This is a genomic window from Burkholderia sp. MBR-1 (genome assembly GCF_013822785.1).
Taxonomy (GTDB): domain Bacteria; phylum Pseudomonadota; class Gammaproteobacteria; order Burkholderiales; family Burkholderiaceae; genus Burkholderia; species Burkholderia vietnamiensis.
Genome location: NZ_CP053611.1, coordinates 321,305 through 337,030 on the forward strand (window position 1 = coordinate 321,305; position 15,726 = coordinate 337,030).

18 protein-coding genes and 1 pseudogene are annotated in these 15,726 nt (G+C 61.3%); 5 read left to right on the forward strand and 14 right to left on the reverse strand.

Annotation, left to right across the window (positions count from 1 at the left end):
• Nucleotides 1–43: 43 nt before the first annotated feature.
• From MBR110_RS26035 to MBR110_RS26045, 3 genes are read left to right on the forward strand one after another with little or no spacing between them, the layout of a single operon-like run.
• Entirely contained in the window at nt 44–1,075 is a 1,032-nt protein-coding gene (locus tag MBR110_RS26035; RefSeq protein WP_181709683.1) for an aliphatic sulfonate ABC transporter substrate-binding protein, read from the forward strand.
• A gap of 37 nt (nt 1,076–1,112) precedes the next feature.
• On the forward strand, nt 1,113–2,048 hold the full coding sequence (locus MBR110_RS26040; protein WP_014725924.1) for an ABC transporter permease: 936 nt from the start codon (nt 1,113–1,115) through the stop codon (nt 2,046–2,048).
• Nucleotides 2,045–2,800, forward strand: a complete 756-nt coding sequence (locus MBR110_RS26045; RefSeq protein WP_181709684.1) for an ABC transporter ATP-binding protein — start codon at nt 2,045–2,047, stop codon at nt 2,798–2,800. The genes MBR110_RS26040 and MBR110_RS26045 overlap by 4 nt, the downstream gene beginning before the upstream one ends.
• Nucleotides 2,801–2,894: 94 nt before the next feature.
• Here the strand turns inward: MBR110_RS26045 and groL are convergent, their stop codons facing one another.
• Nucleotides 2,895–4,535, reverse strand: coding sequence for a chaperonin GroEL (gene groL, locus MBR110_RS26050; protein WP_176315187.1), 1,641 nt, complete (start codon nt 4,533–4,535; stop codon nt 2,895–2,897).
• Between the two features lie 13 nt (nt 4,536–4,548).
• Nucleotides 4,549–4,839, reverse strand: a complete 291-nt coding sequence (gene groES / locus MBR110_RS26055) for a co-chaperone GroES (RefSeq protein ID WP_014725927.1) — start codon at nt 4,837–4,839, stop codon at nt 4,549–4,551.
• A gap of 341 nt (nt 4,840–5,180) precedes the next feature.
• On the opposite strand from groES, the gene MBR110_RS26060 reads away from it, so the two are divergent.
• A complete protein-coding gene (locus MBR110_RS26060) occupies nt 5,181–5,426 on the forward strand; it encodes a hypothetical protein (protein WP_014725928.1) in 246 nt (81 codons plus the stop codon).
• Nucleotides 5,427–5,722: 296 nt separating this feature from the next.
• On the opposite strand, the gene MBR110_RS26065 is transcribed toward MBR110_RS26060, so the two are convergent.
• Entirely contained in the window at nt 5,723–6,043 is a 321-nt protein-coding gene (locus tag MBR110_RS26065) for an ArsR/SmtB family transcription factor (RefSeq protein ID WP_041494374.1), read from the reverse strand.
• Between the two features lie 124 nt (nt 6,044–6,167).
• On the opposite strand from MBR110_RS26065, the gene MBR110_RS26070 reads away from it, so the two are divergent.
• Nucleotides 6,168–7,418 (forward strand): OmpP1/FadL family transporter, encoded by a 1,251-nt coding sequence (locus tag MBR110_RS26070; protein ID WP_176000097.1) that lies wholly within the window; start codon nt 6,168–6,170, stop codon nt 7,416–7,418.
• A gap of 470 nt (nt 7,419–7,888) precedes the next feature.
• Here the strand turns inward: MBR110_RS26070 and MBR110_RS26075 are convergent, their stop codons facing one another.
• The 11 genes and pseudogenes from MBR110_RS26075 to MBR110_RS26125 form a co-directional block, all read right to left on the reverse strand.
• Nucleotides 7,889–8,530, reverse strand: coding sequence for a hypothetical protein (locus MBR110_RS26075; protein WP_105856545.1), 642 nt, complete (start codon nt 8,528–8,530; stop codon nt 7,889–7,891).
• A gap of 38 nt (nt 8,531–8,568) precedes the next feature.
• Nucleotides 8,569–9,342, reverse strand: coding sequence for an IS21-like element ISBcen13 family helper ATPase IstB (gene istB, locus MBR110_RS26080; protein WP_181709685.1), 774 nt, complete (start codon nt 9,340–9,342; stop codon nt 8,569–8,571).
• Nucleotides 9,339–10,367 (reverse strand): IS21 family transposase, encoded by a 1,029-nt coding sequence (gene istA / locus MBR110_RS26085; protein WP_181709686.1) that lies wholly within the window; start codon nt 10,365–10,367, stop codon nt 9,339–9,341. The genes istB and istA overlap by 4 nt, the downstream gene beginning before the upstream one ends.
• Before the next feature lie 92 nt (nt 10,368–10,459).
• Nucleotides 10,460–10,774 (reverse strand): annotated as a pseudogene (locus MBR110_RS26090) (ISNCY family transposase); the annotation flags it as partial.
• A gap of 414 nt (nt 10,775–11,188) precedes the next feature.
• Nucleotides 11,189–11,503, reverse strand: coding sequence for an H-NS histone family protein (locus MBR110_RS26095; RefSeq protein ID WP_081065007.1), 315 nt, complete (start codon nt 11,501–11,503; stop codon nt 11,189–11,191).
• A 285-nt stretch (nt 11,504–11,788) separates the two neighbouring features.
• Complete coding sequence (locus MBR110_RS26100; RefSeq protein WP_181709687.1) at nt 11,789–11,965, reverse strand: hypothetical protein; 177 nt, start codon at nt 11,963–11,965, stop codon at nt 11,789–11,791.
• Nucleotides 11,966–12,007: 42 nt separating this feature from the next.
• Nucleotides 12,008–12,265 carry a hypothetical protein gene (locus MBR110_RS26105; RefSeq protein ID WP_181709688.1) on the reverse strand — a complete coding sequence of 86 codons (258 nt, stop codon included), beginning with the start codon at nt 12,263–12,265 and terminating at the stop codon, nt 12,008–12,010.
• A 275-nt stretch (nt 12,266–12,540) separates the two neighbouring features.
• Entirely contained in the window at nt 12,541–12,843 is a 303-nt protein-coding gene (locus tag MBR110_RS26110; protein ID WP_181709689.1) for a hypothetical protein, read from the reverse strand.
• Between the two features lie 275 nt (nt 12,844–13,118).
• Nucleotides 13,119–13,619, reverse strand: coding sequence for a hypothetical protein (locus tag MBR110_RS26115; protein ID WP_181709690.1), 501 nt, complete (start codon nt 13,617–13,619; stop codon nt 13,119–13,121).
• Between the two features lie 22 nt (nt 13,620–13,641).
• Nucleotides 13,642–13,971: a hypothetical protein gene (locus MBR110_RS26120; RefSeq protein WP_181709691.1), complete on the reverse strand. Its 330-nt coding sequence runs from the start codon at nt 13,969–13,971 to the stop codon at nt 13,642–13,644.
• A gap of 217 nt (nt 13,972–14,188) precedes the next feature.
• Complete coding sequence (locus MBR110_RS26125; protein ID WP_181709810.1) at nt 14,189–15,649, reverse strand: hypothetical protein; 1,461 nt, start codon at nt 15,647–15,649, stop codon at nt 14,189–14,191.
• Nucleotides 15,650–15,726 lie beyond the last annotated feature (77 nt).

Genomic DNA, 15,726 nt, shown 5'->3' on the forward strand with positions numbered 1-15,726 from the left:
TGCGGCACACGCCCACTCCATACGACCGAACCGGGGAAATACCATGAAGCAATCGAGCCGCGTCGGCTTCGCGCGCGTACGGGCGGCCGTCGCCGCCTTTGTGGCCGTCGCCTTCACGATGCTTACCGCGGCGCTCCCGCCGCGTGCGGCTCATGCCGCCGAGGCCATACCCACGGAACTGAAGCTCGACTACGCGTACTACTCGCCCGAAAGCCTCGTGATTCGCCACTACGGCTGGCTCGAGGAAGCGTTTGCGCCCGACCACACGAAGATCACGTGGGTGCTGAGTCTCGGCAGCAACCGCGCGCTGGAATACCTGAACAGCGGAGCGATCCAGATCGGCTCCAGCGCGGGGCTTGCCGCGGTGCTCGCCAAGGCGAACGGCAATCCCATCCGCACCGTCTACATCTTCTCGCGCCCCGAGTGGACGGCGCTGGTCGTGCGCAAGGATTCGAACATCCAGTCGCTCGCGCAGCTCAAGGGCAAGAAGATCGCCGCGACGAAGGGCACCGACCCGTATCTGTTCACGCTGCGCGCATTGCACACGGCGGGCTTGTCCGCGAACGACGTCGAGATCGTCAATCTCCAGCATCCCGATGGACGCACGGCGCTCGTCAACGGGCAGGTGGACGCGTGGGCCGGGCTCGATCCCCACATGGCCGCGGCGGAAGTGGACAACGGCGCGCGCCTCTTGTACCGGAACGTGGACTTCAACACGTGGGGCTTCCTGAATGCGCGCGAAGACTTCATCAGGCAGTACCCCGGCACACTCGCGCGCGTGCTGAAAGTCTACGAGAGAGCCCGGCTGTGGATCGCCGCGCATCCGGACGAGACCGCACAGATCATCGCGAACGAGTCGAAAGTGTCGCTCGCGGTGGCGAAGCTACAACTGAGCCGCAACGATTTCAGCCAGCCGCAGCCGGGGCCGAAGCAGATCGCCGCGCTCAAGGCCGCCGCGCCCATCCTCACGCAGGAGCAACTGGTGAAGCCCGGCACGAAGGTGGAGCAGGTCATCGATGCGCTGATCGACGTTCGGCCGGCCCAGACAGTCATCGCGTCGACGGGCGCACATTGAAGGGTCACCTTAAAGGAACACCCTGAAGGACCATCCGATGGCTATCGACGACGCGCTCACGCTGCGCAACAGCAGCGCATCCGGCGCCGTGCCCGCGCACGAAGCACACGAGCGGGGCGCCACGCAGGCGGCCGCCGTTTCGCATGCCGTGACGGCGCGCCGTGACGTAGCGGAAGCCGGGCACGGCGAGACTGCGGAACAACGCCTGCGACGCTGGCATTGGGCCGGCCTTGCGTTGCCCGTGGTGTTTCTCGGCGCGATCGAACTGCTGGTTCGTGCGCAGGTATTGCCCGCCAACCTGGTGCCCGCGCCTTCGGCGATCGCGGGCACGATGATGCACATGGGAGGCGAACGGCTTCTGCGCCACGTCGTCGCCAGTACGCTGCGCGTGCTGGCGGGCTTCGGCCTGGGTGCGGCGCTCGCTGTGCTGATTGGCGCGGCGATGGGGCTGAGCAGCAGGCTCGAGGCGCTCTTTGATCCGTCGTTCCAGGCGCTGCGCGCGATTCCGTCGCTGGCGTGGGTGCCGGTGTTGCTGCTCTGGATGGGCATCGACGAAGCACCGAAGGTCGCGCTCGTCGCGATCGGCGCTTTCTTTCCGGTCCACCTCGCCGTGGTGGCGGGCATTCGCAATGTGGAGCGCAAGCTCGTAGAACTCGGCGCGGTTTATCGGCTGAGTCCGGCACGCATGCTGACGCGCATCCTGTTGCCGGCCGCGCTCCCGCAACTCTTCACGGGGCTGCGCACGGGCCTGAGCCTCGCGTGGATGTTCGTGGTGGCCGCGGAACTGATCGCCGCCACGCGCGGCCTCGGCTATCTGTTGAGCGACGGGCGCGAAACCGGACGGCCCGACATCGTGTTCGGCGCCATCATCCTGCTGGCCTTGATGGGCAAACTGACGGACGGCGCGATGAAGGCGCTCGAAGCCCGCGTGCTGGTGTGGCGCGATACGGATACCGGCGAGAGGCGAGGATGAGCGATTCCGTGCTCCATGTACGTGTGCGGCTGAAGCGCTACGGCGGCCGCGCGGTGCTGAACGATACGCAGCTTGCGGTGCGCCCCGGCGAGATCGTGAGCCTGCTCGGCCCGAGCGGCTGCGGCAAGAGTACGCTGTTGCGTATCGCGGCCGGGCTCGATCGCGATTTCGATGGGGTAGTCGCGCTCGGAGGCCTGCCGCTCGATGGTCCGTCGCCGGCGCTTGGTGTGATCTTTCAGGAGCCGCGGCTTTTGCCGTGGCTCGATGTGGCGAACAACATCAGCTTTCCGCTGCGTGCTCGCGACGAAGCCGCCGACCGCGTCTCGGCACTGCTCGCCGAGGTTGGCCTGCCCGGGATCGAGGCGCGCTGGCCGAAGGAGCTATCGGGCGGTATGGCGCAACGCGTGGCAATCGCGCGTGGGCTCTTTTCACGACCGAGCGTGCTGCTGCTCGACGAGCCATTCAGCGCGGTCGATGCCATTACGCGAATGCGCTTGCAGGATCTGTTATTGCAGGTCACGTCGTCGCATCGGATGGCCGCGCTGGTGGTGACGCACGACGTGGACGAAGCCCTGCTGCTCTCGGACCGCGTGCTCGTGATGCAGTCCGGGCAAGACGGCGCGGGTGGCGGCATCGTGCACGAGTTGCGGGTCGATCTGCCGCGTCCGCGTAACCGGCAGGCAGCAAGCGACGGTGGATTGCGAACGGCGTTGCTCGATCGGTTGGCTGAGTTGTTCGCACAACCGGCTTGAAACCGGCTCGAGCTGTTGCCCTGAACCGGCACGAGCGCCACGACGATGACGGTTGGCCGGCGCCTGCGGGCGCCGGCATTTTCCCGTCGAGGGATTAGAACTCGAAGCCCGGACCGCCCGCGCCTGCGCCAGCAGGCAATGCGGAGGGCGCCGCGTCCTTGGGCGCTTCATATACCGTCGCATCCGTCGTCAGCAGCAGACTCGCCACGGAGGCCGCGTTGAGCAGCGCCGTGCGCGTCACCTTCGTGGGATCGACCACGCCGGTTTCCACCAGATCGCCGTATTCGCCGGAGGCCGCGTTGTAGCCGAAGTTGCCCGAGCCCTCCGCCACCTTCGCGACAATCACGCTGGCTTCTTCGCCGGCATTCGCGACGATCTGGCGCAGCGGCTCTTCCAAGGCGCGGCGCACGATGTTGATGCCCGCGTTCTGGTCCGCGTTCGCACCTTGCAGGCCGGCAATGGCCTGCTTCACGCGAATCAACGCGACGCCTCCGCCCGGCACGATGCCTTCTTCCACAGCGGCGCGCGTGGCGTGCAGTGCATCGTCGACGCGGTCCTTCTTCTCCTTGACTTCGATTTCGGTCGCACCGCCCACCTTGATGACCGCTACGCCGCCCGCAAGCTTCGCCACGCGCTCTTGGAGCTTCTCGCGGTCATAGTCGGACGTTGCTTCCGCGATCTGCACGCGAATCTGCTTGACCCGCGCCTCGATGTTGGACTTCTCCCCGCCGCCGTCGATCACGGTGGTGTTCTCCTTGCCGACCTCGATGCGTTTGGCCTGGCCCAGTTCGGCAAGCGTCGCTTTTTCGAGCGTCAGGCCGGTTTCCTCCGCGATCACTTGGCCGCCCGTGAGAATTGCGATGTCTTCGAGCAACGCCTTGCGGCGGTCGCCGAAGCCCGGCGCTTTCACGGCCACCGTCTTCAGGATGCCGCGAATATTGTTCACGACGAGTGTGGCGAGCGCTTCGCCTTCCACGTCTTCCGCAATGATGAGCAGGGGCCGGCCCGACTTCGCGACCTGTTCGAGTACGGGCAGCAGGTCGCGGATGTTCGAAATCTTCTTGTCGTGCAGCAGCACGAAGGGCTCTTCCAGGATGGCGAGCTGCCGGTCCTGATTGTTGATGAAGTAGGGCGAGAGGTAGCCGCGATCGAATTGCAGCCCTTCGACCACATCGAGTTCGTCGGCAAGCGACTTGCCGTCTTCCACGGTAATCACGCCTTCCTTGCCGACGCGGTCGATGGCTTCCGCAATGCGCCGCCCGATCGACTCTTCCCCATTGGCCGAAATGGTTGCGACCTGCGCGATTTCCTTGCTGGTGGTCGTCGGCTTGCTGATCTTCTTCAGTTCCTCGACTGCCGCGACCACGGCTTTGTCGATGCCGCGTTTCAGATCCAGCGGGTTGAGGCCGGCTGCCACGTACTTCTGGCCCTCGCGCACGATGGCCTGTGCGAGCACCGTCGCGGTGGTCGTGCCGTCGCCGGCGTCGTCGCTCGTTCTCGAGGCGACTTCCTTGACGAGCTGCGCGCCGATGTTCTGCAGCTTGTCGGCCAGCTCGATTTCCTTGGCGACGGATACGCCGTCCTTGGTCACGACGGGGCTGCCGAAACTGCGTTCGAGCACCACGTTGCGGCCCTTCGGACCGAGTGTGACTTTCACGGCATTGGCGAGCAGGTTCACGCCTTCAACCAGTTTGGACCGTGCGTTGTCGCTGAAGGCGACTTCTTTGGCTGCCATGTTTGACTCTCCCTCAGGATTGAACGACTGCGACGATGTCTTCTTCGCGCAGCACGAGCAGTTCGTTGCCGTCGACTTTCACCGACTGCCCCGCATATTTTCCGAACAGGACGCGTTCGCCGACCTTCAGGTCCGGCTCGATACGCCTGCCGTCGTCGCCGCGACGGCCCGGACCGACTGCGACGATTTCGCCCTGATCCGGCTTCTCGGCGGCGCTGTCCGGAATGACGATGCCCGATGCCGTACGGCTTTCCTGATCGAGACGCTTCACGATCACGCGATCATGTAACGGACGTAGACTCATTTGCTGTTCCTTTCTGGACGAGTGACGGAGGGTGATGCCCCTGCACCTTTGCTGGATCTTCGACTGGCACTCTCGGATGGTGAGTGCTGACCGGAAGCCGAGTATAGAAACGGCGTGCAAACGGCTCCAATAACCGATTGGCAGAACGTTTGCGGGCAGCACGGGATTTGCAATGCACGGTTTGCGCTAAAGGGCCAGGAGGAACGGCCCGCGTGAATCCGCACGGAGGGAGCTTTCCTATCGCGAGCGGCGAAAAAGCATCGAAAGAATGCTTGGTTGTGCGGCCGTGCGACGGTGACTAGATTGAATGCGTGAACGCCAGATGACCAGGAGGTGCCGTCATGTCGATGAGCCTCGCATTGCTCTCTCGCAACGCGATATCGCGGCTGCTACACAGCGTGCGGCGACGTTCGAGAGACCACGCCGCGTCCGTTGTCGCGCGGGAAAGCGCACGCCCTTTTGCAGCACGGCGGCTGTCCGCCCCGCAGGGCCATGACGCCGAGCACTTCGAACGCATTGCGACGTACGCGCTCGCCGGCTACTTCAACATGGGCTACACGCTCGAAGTGTTTCACGTGAGCGACTAACTTTCGCCGACGTAGAGGGAGCCGGATTCAACTACCCGGTTCTGAATGGCGAGTGGCCGGCAACTTGCGCGTATGAGCCACCTGAGGGGCTGCCGAGCCTGCGGGGTGTGCCGGGTGCGCCATTACGCAGCGGCGTCTATCGCGCGCAGCGCTGACTGACCCCGCGCGCCTGACCGCCGATACGGCGTTCGACGATCCATCTGCGCTACCCGATGCGCCGGCGCGCCGCAGCATCGAATCGCACTCGCTACTGTTCTTCCAGGCGAGCGACTGCCGGGCGCGCGATGGCGCCCGGATCAGGAAGCGACACAGAACTGCTGATAAAGCACATCCATCACGGCAAGCGCCTCGGCACTCGCCACCGAGTAGAAAATGTTCTTGCCCTCGCGGCGCGCAGTGACCAGACCATTTTCCCGAAGCACGCCCAACTGCTGGGACAGGGTGGGCTGGCGGATGCCTAGCTGATCCTCCAACTCGCCGACGGACAACTCGTCCTGAGACAAACGGCACATGACCAGCAAACGATCCGAGTTGGCGAGAACCTTCAGCAGGGCGCAGGCATTTTTCGCAGAAGCCTGCATGGTGCGAAGGTCGATGGTGGAATCGGAAGAACTCATTGAACGATTACAGTTTATATGTTGATAATCTATCTAAAGCTTATGTGAAAAATTTGGTTTGAGGCGCGAACCCTGGTCAATAGACTCTGCCCCGTTGGCTGTTAAACATTATTCGGGGAAACGTATGAAGCTACAAGGGACCTCACGCGCACTCCTTGCTGTTGTCGCGGCAATACCGGGCCTGGCATGGGCGACCAATGGCTATTTTTCCAACGGCTATGGCGTGGCGTCGCAGGGCATGGCCGGCGTAGGAATCGGGTTGCCGCAGGATGCCCTGTCCGCGGCGGCCAACCCTGCAGGCATTGCCTTCGTCGGCAACCGGTTCGATGGCGACATCAGCCTCTTTCTGCCGAAGCGCGGCGCGGAAATTTCGGGCAACGGCTTCGGCGCTGACGGCAGCTACGCAGGCAACAATCGCTCGATTTTCGCGCTGCCCGAATTCGCCGTGACGTATCAGGTTCTGCCGAACACTTATGCAGGTCTCGCACTGTACGCGAACGGCGGCCTTGACACGGGCTATGCGCGCAATCCCTATCGTGCCTTCGGTGCCACGGGATCGGCCGGCGTGGATCTCGAGCAGTTGTTTCTCTCCCCGACGATTGCCTACAAGTTGCTGGACCGGCATGCGTTCGGTATCGGCCTGAACATCGCCTATCAGCGCTTTACCGCAAGCGGGCTGCAACCGTTCACGGGCATGTCGGTCGCCCCCGGCAACGCCACCGATCGCGGAGCCGATTCGACAGTGGGAGTGGGCGTGCATCTCGGCTATACCGGCGAAATCACGCCCACGCTGACGGTCGGCGTGACGTGGGCTTCGAAGATTCACGGACGGTTCGACAAATACAAAGGTCTCTTTGCCGATGGCGGATCGTTCGATATTCCGGAGAACTACGGCATCGGCCTCTCCTGGAAAGTCACGCCGGCATGGACAGTGGCGGCCGATTTTCAACGCATTCTGTACGGCAATGTGAAGTCGATTGCGAATCCGCTCGCCAACCTGTTTTTAGGCAACACAATGGGGTCGTCCAACGGGCCGGCTTTCGGCTGGCGCAATACCAACGTAATCAAGATCGGCACCAGCTATGACGTGACTAGCCACCTCACGCATCGTGCAGGCTACAGTCATTCGAGCCAGCCGGTCGCCAGTACGGAGACCTTCCTGAACGTCCTCGCGCAAGGTGTCGTGCAGGATCAGGCGACGCTTGGCTCCACGTGGAAGACCGATGCGAAGACGTCGTTCGGTGTGTTCTACGGCCATGCGTTCAAGAAGACGGTCGACGGCAACAACTCGATTCCCGCAGCCTTCGGGGGCGGCAATGCAAATTTGCATCTCGCCGAAGACGTAGTGGGCGTGTCCTTCGGAAAATCGTTCTGAGTCTCGTCGTCCGGCGAAACCGCACGGGTTTCCGGCTCGGCTCGACGCGGCTAGCCACGCGATCCGATCGCTCGGCCAAGCGCATACGTCTGACGTTGCGCATTCGCGAAGCGGCCGCCCGTGTCGGCAGCGGTACCATGCTGCTGGTTGCGACGAGGCGCAGAGGGACGACGAAAACGAATAGCAATGGCTGCATGGCGCTCACGGCGCACTCGATCACCAGCAAATCACGCTGTTCACGTTTCTCGTCCGCCAACAGGAACTGTTTTGCGAGAGAACTGCCTCGCAGATTGCCGGTAAGACCGACCCCGTCGCAAACCTCTGTTCAGCGAATTTCGCAACAGCTTCTTGAACCAATCAGCCCCACGATTCCCGGTGCGGTTCAATCGGTCGCGCAGGATGGCCGCATCGTGCAGGCGACCTCGCGGCGCGGGTAATTTTGCGGACGCATCGATTTGTCAAAGCCAGATTCAAATGTCCGGGTTTCGGCTAGATAGAAATGTCCAGTTTTGACGTCGTTTTTGCCTTGGTTCCGTTTGTGTTTTTGGGGTGGGGCGGCGCAGCCACCTCCGTTCCCTCACTTCTTTTGCGCTGATATCGAGAACGGCCTGGTTCAGGTCGGCGACCTCGATGGCACGCTGCTTCTTCAGCCCGACGAGCGCCTTCTTCGCACGGACCGCTTCACCGATATGCGTGCGGGAAGGCGAGCCCGCCGCGCGCCGGTCATCACGTATCGCCTGAACCTGCCGCGCCACTTCCAGCGCGCTCGCGAGCCGCTTGTTGTCGATTTCCGCGCCCTGGTCGATCTTCGTGATGCGGTCATATTCGGTGTGCGGCAACACCGTGCGGTCGGCCTGCACCTCGATCACGCCATCGGGATACTCGACGACCTCCACGTACTCATGGATCAGGCGGCGATTGACCGCCGTGTCTTCCAGCAGGTACATCACACGGTCGTACTGCACCGTGAGTGAATTCGTTACCTTGCGCGGCACGCGATAGGCCAGGATCTGCCGCAGGTCCTCGTCATCGCGCAGTGGCCGGTGCGCGTTGTAATCGCTCGCCGGCGGCTTCGCGAAACGCCTGTCAAACGCGTTTGAAATCTGAGCCACTTCGCGCCTGATCGCGCAAAGTAAAACTGAGCCAGTCGCTACTTCTTCGATGTCGGGACGTGCCCGGCTTTGCGTTGCTGTTTCAGTCTGTAGCTGTCTCCTTTGATCTGGATGATGTGGGCATGGTGGAGGATGCGGTCGAGCATCGCTGCAGTGAGGGTGGTGTTGCCGCCGAAGGTTTCGTCCCACTGCGCAAACGGCAGGTTGCTGGTCAGGATCATCGAGCCACGCTCGTAGCGCTTGGCGACGATCTGGAAGAAGTGACTGGCCTGATCGCCCGAGAGCGGTAGATAGCCGATCTCATCGGCGATGAGCAGCCTCGGGCCGAGAATGTTGTGCCGAAGAACGGCGTCGTATCGCTCCTGTCGGCGTGCAGCCTCGAGCTGTAACATCAGATCCGCCGCCGTGATGAACTTCGTCTTGATGCCGGCCTGCGTCGCTGCATATCCGATGGCGATCGCGAGGTGCGTCTTGCCCACGCCCGACGGACCAAGCAACACGGCGTTCTCGCCTCGCTCGATGAAGCGTAGCGTGGCAAGCTCGTCGATTGCCTCGCGCGGGACCCCGACGGCGAAGCTGTAATCGTAGTCATCCAGTGTCTTGATGGCGGGAAACCCGGCCATGCGCACCAGTGTGTGCCGCGAACGAACTTGCCTCGTCTCTCGTTCGTGCGCGAGCGCGTTCTCGAGGAAGTCGAGGAAACTCCATTGCTTGGCCGCCGCGTCGCTGGCCAGAGCGACGTATCGGTGCATGAGTCCCTCGAGCTTCAGGCTTTGGCAGTGCCCGTCGATGCGTTCCTGCTGCAAGTTCATGCGCGCACCTCGGTCAGTAATTGCTGGTAGATGGACAACGGGTGCTGGATCGACATCGCGGGATCAACGCGCGGCCGAGCGACGGCGCGAGCCGGCAATCGGGGCAATGTGTAGCCAGGCATATCGAGCAAGCAAGCCCGTTCTCGTTGCTCCAACAGAATCGCGGGTGCCTGCCCGGTAACCGGATGCACGCGCTGGTTGGCCACGTCGCGCAGCCATTTACTCACCTCGACGTTCGCAGTCGCGGCATCGAGCATCAAGCCGGATTGTTTAAGCTGGCTCGCCAGCGGCACATAGAAATTGCCGCGCAGATAGCGGTGGAATCGCTCGACCTTGCCCTTGGTCTGCGCGCGGTACGGTTGGCACAATCTGGGCAGGAAGCCGTACCGCTTGGCCAGATCGAGCAGGCAGGCGTGCCAGCGATGTTGGCCGTCGCCATAAGCATCGCGTTCGACAACGATGGTCTTGGCGTTGTCGTAAAGGATCTCGCGAGGAATGCCACCCAAGGCTTCGAACAGCGCATGATGACAGGCAACCAGCGTCTCGGCGCGTTCATCGGTGGTGAAGCGTGCCCAGCGCCAACGACTGAAGCCGAGCGTGGCGGTGAAGGCGTAAAGCGGGTTGGTGCCTCGTCGGAAGACAACGAAATCGCACTGCATCTGCCGGCCGGGCTCGGTCTCGAACCTTACGACTGGATCGGGCTTCGGCATGGGCTTATGCGTGTTCATGAAAGCCTGCAGGCTTCGCAGTTGGCCCTCGTAGCCGCGCGCCCGCAACTCGCGCAGCAGCGCCGGCGCTGCGATGATCTCCGGTGCTGCGGCCCTCATGCGCTCGATGATGTACGCCTCGAACGCTCCGAGCTTGGTTGGCCGCGGTTCACGCGGCTTGTAGCGCGGCACTTCCTCAGCCGACAGGTACCGCGCCACCGTGTTGCGAGAAATGCCCAGGCGCCGCGCGATCTCGCGCTCCGATACGCCTTGGGCTTTGAGCACATGGATTTGCATCCACTGTTCCTTCTGGAGCATCGCCAGCCTTTGCGCGCAAAAGGCTGACTGTACTGAAAGGTGGCTTAGATTTACTTCGCGCGAAGTGGCTCATTATTACTTTGCGCCCAACAACGCCGGTTGAAGTCCACGATGAAGGAGGGCGCGTACGCATTGGCGGCTTCCCGCGTGCTGATGCCGCGCAGCCGAAGCTCCTTCACGAGCCGGTCCTGCAGCGTACCGTTGGCGCGCTCGACGCGCCCCTTCGCCTGGCTCGAGTTCGCACAGAACGTCTCGATGTTGAGTTCGTACAGCGCCCGCCCGAACTGCGTGACGCCTTTGCCCGCGGTCTCCGAGCGCTTCTTCACGTAAAAAACGCTGGCCTTGTCGCTGTAGAACGCCACCGGCTTGCCGTGCGAATCCAGATACCTGGACAGCGCCTCAAAATAACTGGCTCAAACCGGACATTACTACTTTGCTCTTACAACCCATTAATTTGATAATAGTTATTATGTAAAATTATGGATACCTAACCGATTTGAACCCCGCATGCGCCATTGAAATATCGATGCCGCGACACCGCATCGACCGATCGGGCATCCACCTGCGTCGACCGGCCAACGCGACCGTACTAGATTCCCGTGTCAGAGGACGGTCATGTGTCGCGCTTCAAATTGCAGCTTGCTACCATCCGCAAACACGCAAATGTCCACGCACAATTGCGGAGCCTCTATCGACACAGCGAGGTCGCACGCGGTGTCATACGCTCTGCAGACATCGGCGTCCATGCTGATGCACTCGGCGGTCGTGTATTGCGGTCGGTCCATCTTTTCGTATCAAAGGTCGAAGAACGGCTTCCCTACTCAAATCGCAGGCAGGTCTGGCTGGATTAGGAACGCCGCAGGATCATTGCCGAGCCACGCTGGTTGTCGCCCTCTTCCAGACCACGTCTTCCCTGTTGCAGGATCGCGGTACTTCGGAACGGTCGACATACGCTTCGAGTTGCGCTTCTGCACTCTCTCTTGCAGATCCAGAACGCTGAGATCGAACTCCTTCATCAGTGCCTTGATCTGTCCGATCGCCACTTCGCGTTCGGCCTTGCGAGCAGCGATGATTTGCGCATCCAGTGACTCTCGTTGCGCAATTAAAGCTAGGTAGCCTGGCGATTTCGGGTCCATGTTCTCTCTTCCTTGCACCGGCACGGCCGGCGTGTTCCTATGCCATCTGAATCACGAAATTCGCTGCTGCGTAGCGGACATTACAGCTCCACACTTCCTCGTCGCTTCGATAGAAGTAAGCCCAACCGCTCCTAACGACCATCCTGGCTTGCGGAAACACGGCACTATGACCATTGAGTGCAGCTGAAATCTCATTTCGTTCGCGGCACGTCGCCCAATAGTCGCCATCGGGCAACAAGTCCGGGTCCGGTCGCCTTGATTTCGTCACGGTGTTTTCCGAGCCCTTCAGACTGGAACTACCGTGAAGGGCTTGCCCGCCTTGAGCGCTTGTTTGATCGCCAGAAGAATCACTTCGTCAGGCGTGTCGTTGCTGAACGTCAGGACGCCTTGACCGGCTGCGAACTGCGCGTCGATGACCGCCTTCATGTCTACTTCGTCGTCGCGTTCAATCGCGTTGCTCATTTTGATTTGCTCCAACCGTTTTCCGATTCAATCTCGCACGCCTTACAACGGCTTATCGTCGTCGCAATAAGTGCCGAGATCGATCCTGGCTGCCGAACCATCCTGCGAGTAAGAAACAGTCTTTGCGTACTCATTGCACACATGACCGTCCGGACGTTGCCATTTTTGCAGTTGGACGTTGGCGCTTCCGGCTGAGAATGTGCTAACGGACAGCAGGGTTCCGTTGACCGGAGACGCTTCTGCTGCAACCGCTGCGCCACTGATTGCAAGCGCGCTCAATGTGATCAGGATTTTTGCCATTTGTTTCTCCATTCGTGCTGGCAACCGGCCAGCGTTCGGGGCGCTCGCGCGCCAGTTGAACTGCATTTTCCTATTCATAGGCGCGCAGCAGGACAAGCGAATCACTGAGCATATTTGCGGCATCGGCGTGAAGCGCGGCAATTGCGCGGTCGAGGTCAGTACCTGAAGGCATCTTGCGTGATTCCGCTGAGTCGCGCAGTACGTTGATCGCGAGACGAAGCGCGTCGGCGAGGGTTCGGCATGGATGACGCCTCAAAGCGTCGCCACCTTTTTCGTCATTGCTCCCTCGCCCGCGCAATTGCTTCGCTCGCAACGGCCTGCGCCTTCTGCTCTGCCATCTTCTGCTGCTCAAGGTCGCAAGCGATCCGCTGCTTCCGCACTCCACTGGACCAAACGAATATCCCAACCGCGCCCAGCGCGAGGCCCAATAGCCACGCCGATGCCGTATAGGGCAAATCACACACGACCGACTGAAACGCGTACACGAACAGGCCAACGCCTGCGAGCATCATCAAAACACCAATCACAAGCTCAGCAACTCCGCTACCTCGGTATGCGCCGCTGTTCGTTGCCGTCATCAGTTCCACCCTCGTGTTTTCCCGGGGTTAGCGTGCGTCGAAGACGCCTGCCGCTATGAGCCGTGTCGCGTCACCTTCGCTCACGATCGCACGCGCGGCGCCGCAAGAAAATACAGGGCCAGATGGATGATCGCCTTCGATTCGAGCTTTGCCGAACTCGATACAGAACGTCACCGAGTCGAGAATGATTATGCTGGACGGAATGTGAATTTCAACGTTACTTACCATGCTTTTCTTCGTGTTTTTCTTGGTGCCGGCAAAGCGCCGGCGTTTTCCTATAGCTCAGGATGGCGCTTCAACCAAACAGCGAATGCTTTCATCTCATCCGAGAACGGCCCGCCCAGCGGCTCTACCATCGGAACCGCACGCATAATCATCGAGACTGGCTGAATCCGGTCCACTTCAAACTCAGTCTCGGAAGGATCGCCAGCATGCTTCGCTTGGTTTCTCGCGTCGTTCAACACGTGCGTGATGAACTTACGGTGCTCGCTGTCCGTCTCAGCTTCGGTTTTGCCCCGGTAATAATCGACAACGAAATCTACAGCGTTGGGCAGCCCTGCTCTTTGAGATAGCGCACCAAGGATGCCCTCGGCCGCTCCGGCTAGGGTAAGCGATGAAACATAATCCCCATCAAAAAAGAGCCGTATTGCAGCGTCGAGTTGGATAGTTGCAACTTGAAGCTTTGTGATGGATACGGGATCCGTTGCCTGGGCATACTTCTGGATCGCGATCGCCACACGTTGCTCGCGGGTGCCTCGCCGTTTCGCCTCGCCCATGACGCCTCTGTCTTCCGACTTATTAGGCGCTGCCGGCGCGTTCTCGGAAAGCATCGATAGTCGCCAGGTGAACGCGGTAGAGTTGCTGCCCGTGCGCACTAAGAGACAGCTCGTCAACGAACGACGGCTGCACATGGAACGTCGGGTCTCCGCTGATGCGAACCCCAACGACGTACCAAAGAAGCGTCACGGGAGATCTGCCAGGTTCTCGGTTTTTCGTCTCGACGTCTTCACGCACTACTTTGGTCAGGGCCGCCATGGCGGCCTCACGCCCTTGGTCAGCCGAGAGAGTGAGAATGCGATCCAATATCAGCCCCGGACAGCTGACAAACGAGATTTTGCTGTCTTCCATGTTCGACGTCTCATCTCCGGCTTCGGGCCGTTTCCGGGCGCTCGGCGCCAATGTTTTCCGACCTCTCAGTAGGCTGCATTTCCCCCTCACTTCCATTGCACAGGCTCGGGGACGTTGCAAATCACAAGGTACTCATGCCGCCATCCGATGCCCCACATTACGCCCGATCCCGCGGATCGAGATGACCCATCGGGCGGCGAGTTCCCGGGCGGCACGTTCAATCGCCGAACTCGTCCTCGGGCACGAATGCCAGTTGCAGCAGCATCGTCGCGAGATCGGTCTGAATCCAGCCGTTATGCGTCGAAGCGCGCCAGAAATTCGGCTTGTCGAAGTCGATGAGGCTGCTGTCGGTCATCACGTTCCATAAATAGCCATAGGCCGGCATCGAACGTGTGCTTGGTCCTGAATCAAAATCCTTCTTGAATCGCCCATTGCAGACGTTCGTCTCGATCGTGCGTTTCATTGCGTCTGTCACCGGATATCGATTTAACAATACGCAGTGCATTAATGCTGGCCAGCCCTGCGAGGTGGCAGGGCCGTAGGTCAGCGCAGCATCGCCAATGTCGCTCGATGTCCACGGCGACGAGGGCAGGTTCACGAGCAACGATGCCGGGCCACACGATGTCCCGCCATGAGCATCCGGGGCGCCGCAATCCGTAACGCCGAGTTCGTGTGTGATGTACGGCTTATAGTGGCCAATCGTCTGTCTCGTTACGCGGTGACCACGATCGATGCGTGGGAGTAGTCCGGTCCAGATAGCGGTTGGATAAATCTTCGATGTCGCCCAGTCGTCGCTCGAAGTAATATTGATCCAGCGCGGTCGGCGCACGCCGACACTAGTGCGGGATGGCGCATAAAGCGAGCGATACGCGTCCGCGTCGATCGCCGCATTCACGGTGACTACCAGCACACCGGGGCCGAGCAGTTCAGGGTCCGGGTGTTCGAGCTGGCGAAGGAACGCACGAGATAGCAGACGGCCGCCGAGCGAATGGCCCGTCACGATCATCCGGTCGGCCGGGTTGGTCTGGCGCATCGCATCCGCAACTTCGTGCAAATCGGCAATGACATCGCTCGGGATCGCCCCGTCCGGGCGATCGCCCAACGCGACGCGATCGGATACGTGCGCCCGGTTGCCGATCGAAAGCGTAGTCAGTATCGGCGCTGTTGTGATCTCGCCGGGCCAGCCGACGTACACGCCAAACACATCGGTATTCGCCAGATTGGCGTGCCGCAATCCGTCAGCGTATCGCGCGAGCAGCAGCGGGAAGTCCCGAGCGTTGCTGCTCGCCTCTGACGCATTGTGATGCCAGCCGTGCACGTACGTGACGATCAGCAGTTTCTTGCCAGATGCGCCGACACGGCGGATCTCGTCGACGATCGCGGTCTTTTGGTGCGGATCGTAGCGATGCCCGTCTTGGTCGTACTCAAGATACGCGAGCCGGACATGCGCGACACCGGATTCGCCTCCGGCCACCGGGCCGGAGGGGCGTTCGGGTTCGCAGACCGCTTCGCGTCCGATCGGCGACAGCGTGCAGCGTTGTGCAACGATCGCGCTCTCGAGACGGTCGGGTTGGCAAATCGCGTCGCCTCCACAAACGAGGTGCGATGGAACATCCTTGACCACACATCCCGACAATGCCACGGCGCACGCGAGCGCGAAGCCCGCGCGTGATCCCATTAGTCTCCCGGTCATCAGAGCCCCCTCGGTTTGTTTTGTCGATGGTTCTGCTCGGCGTCGCCAGTCGGTCGGGCGCG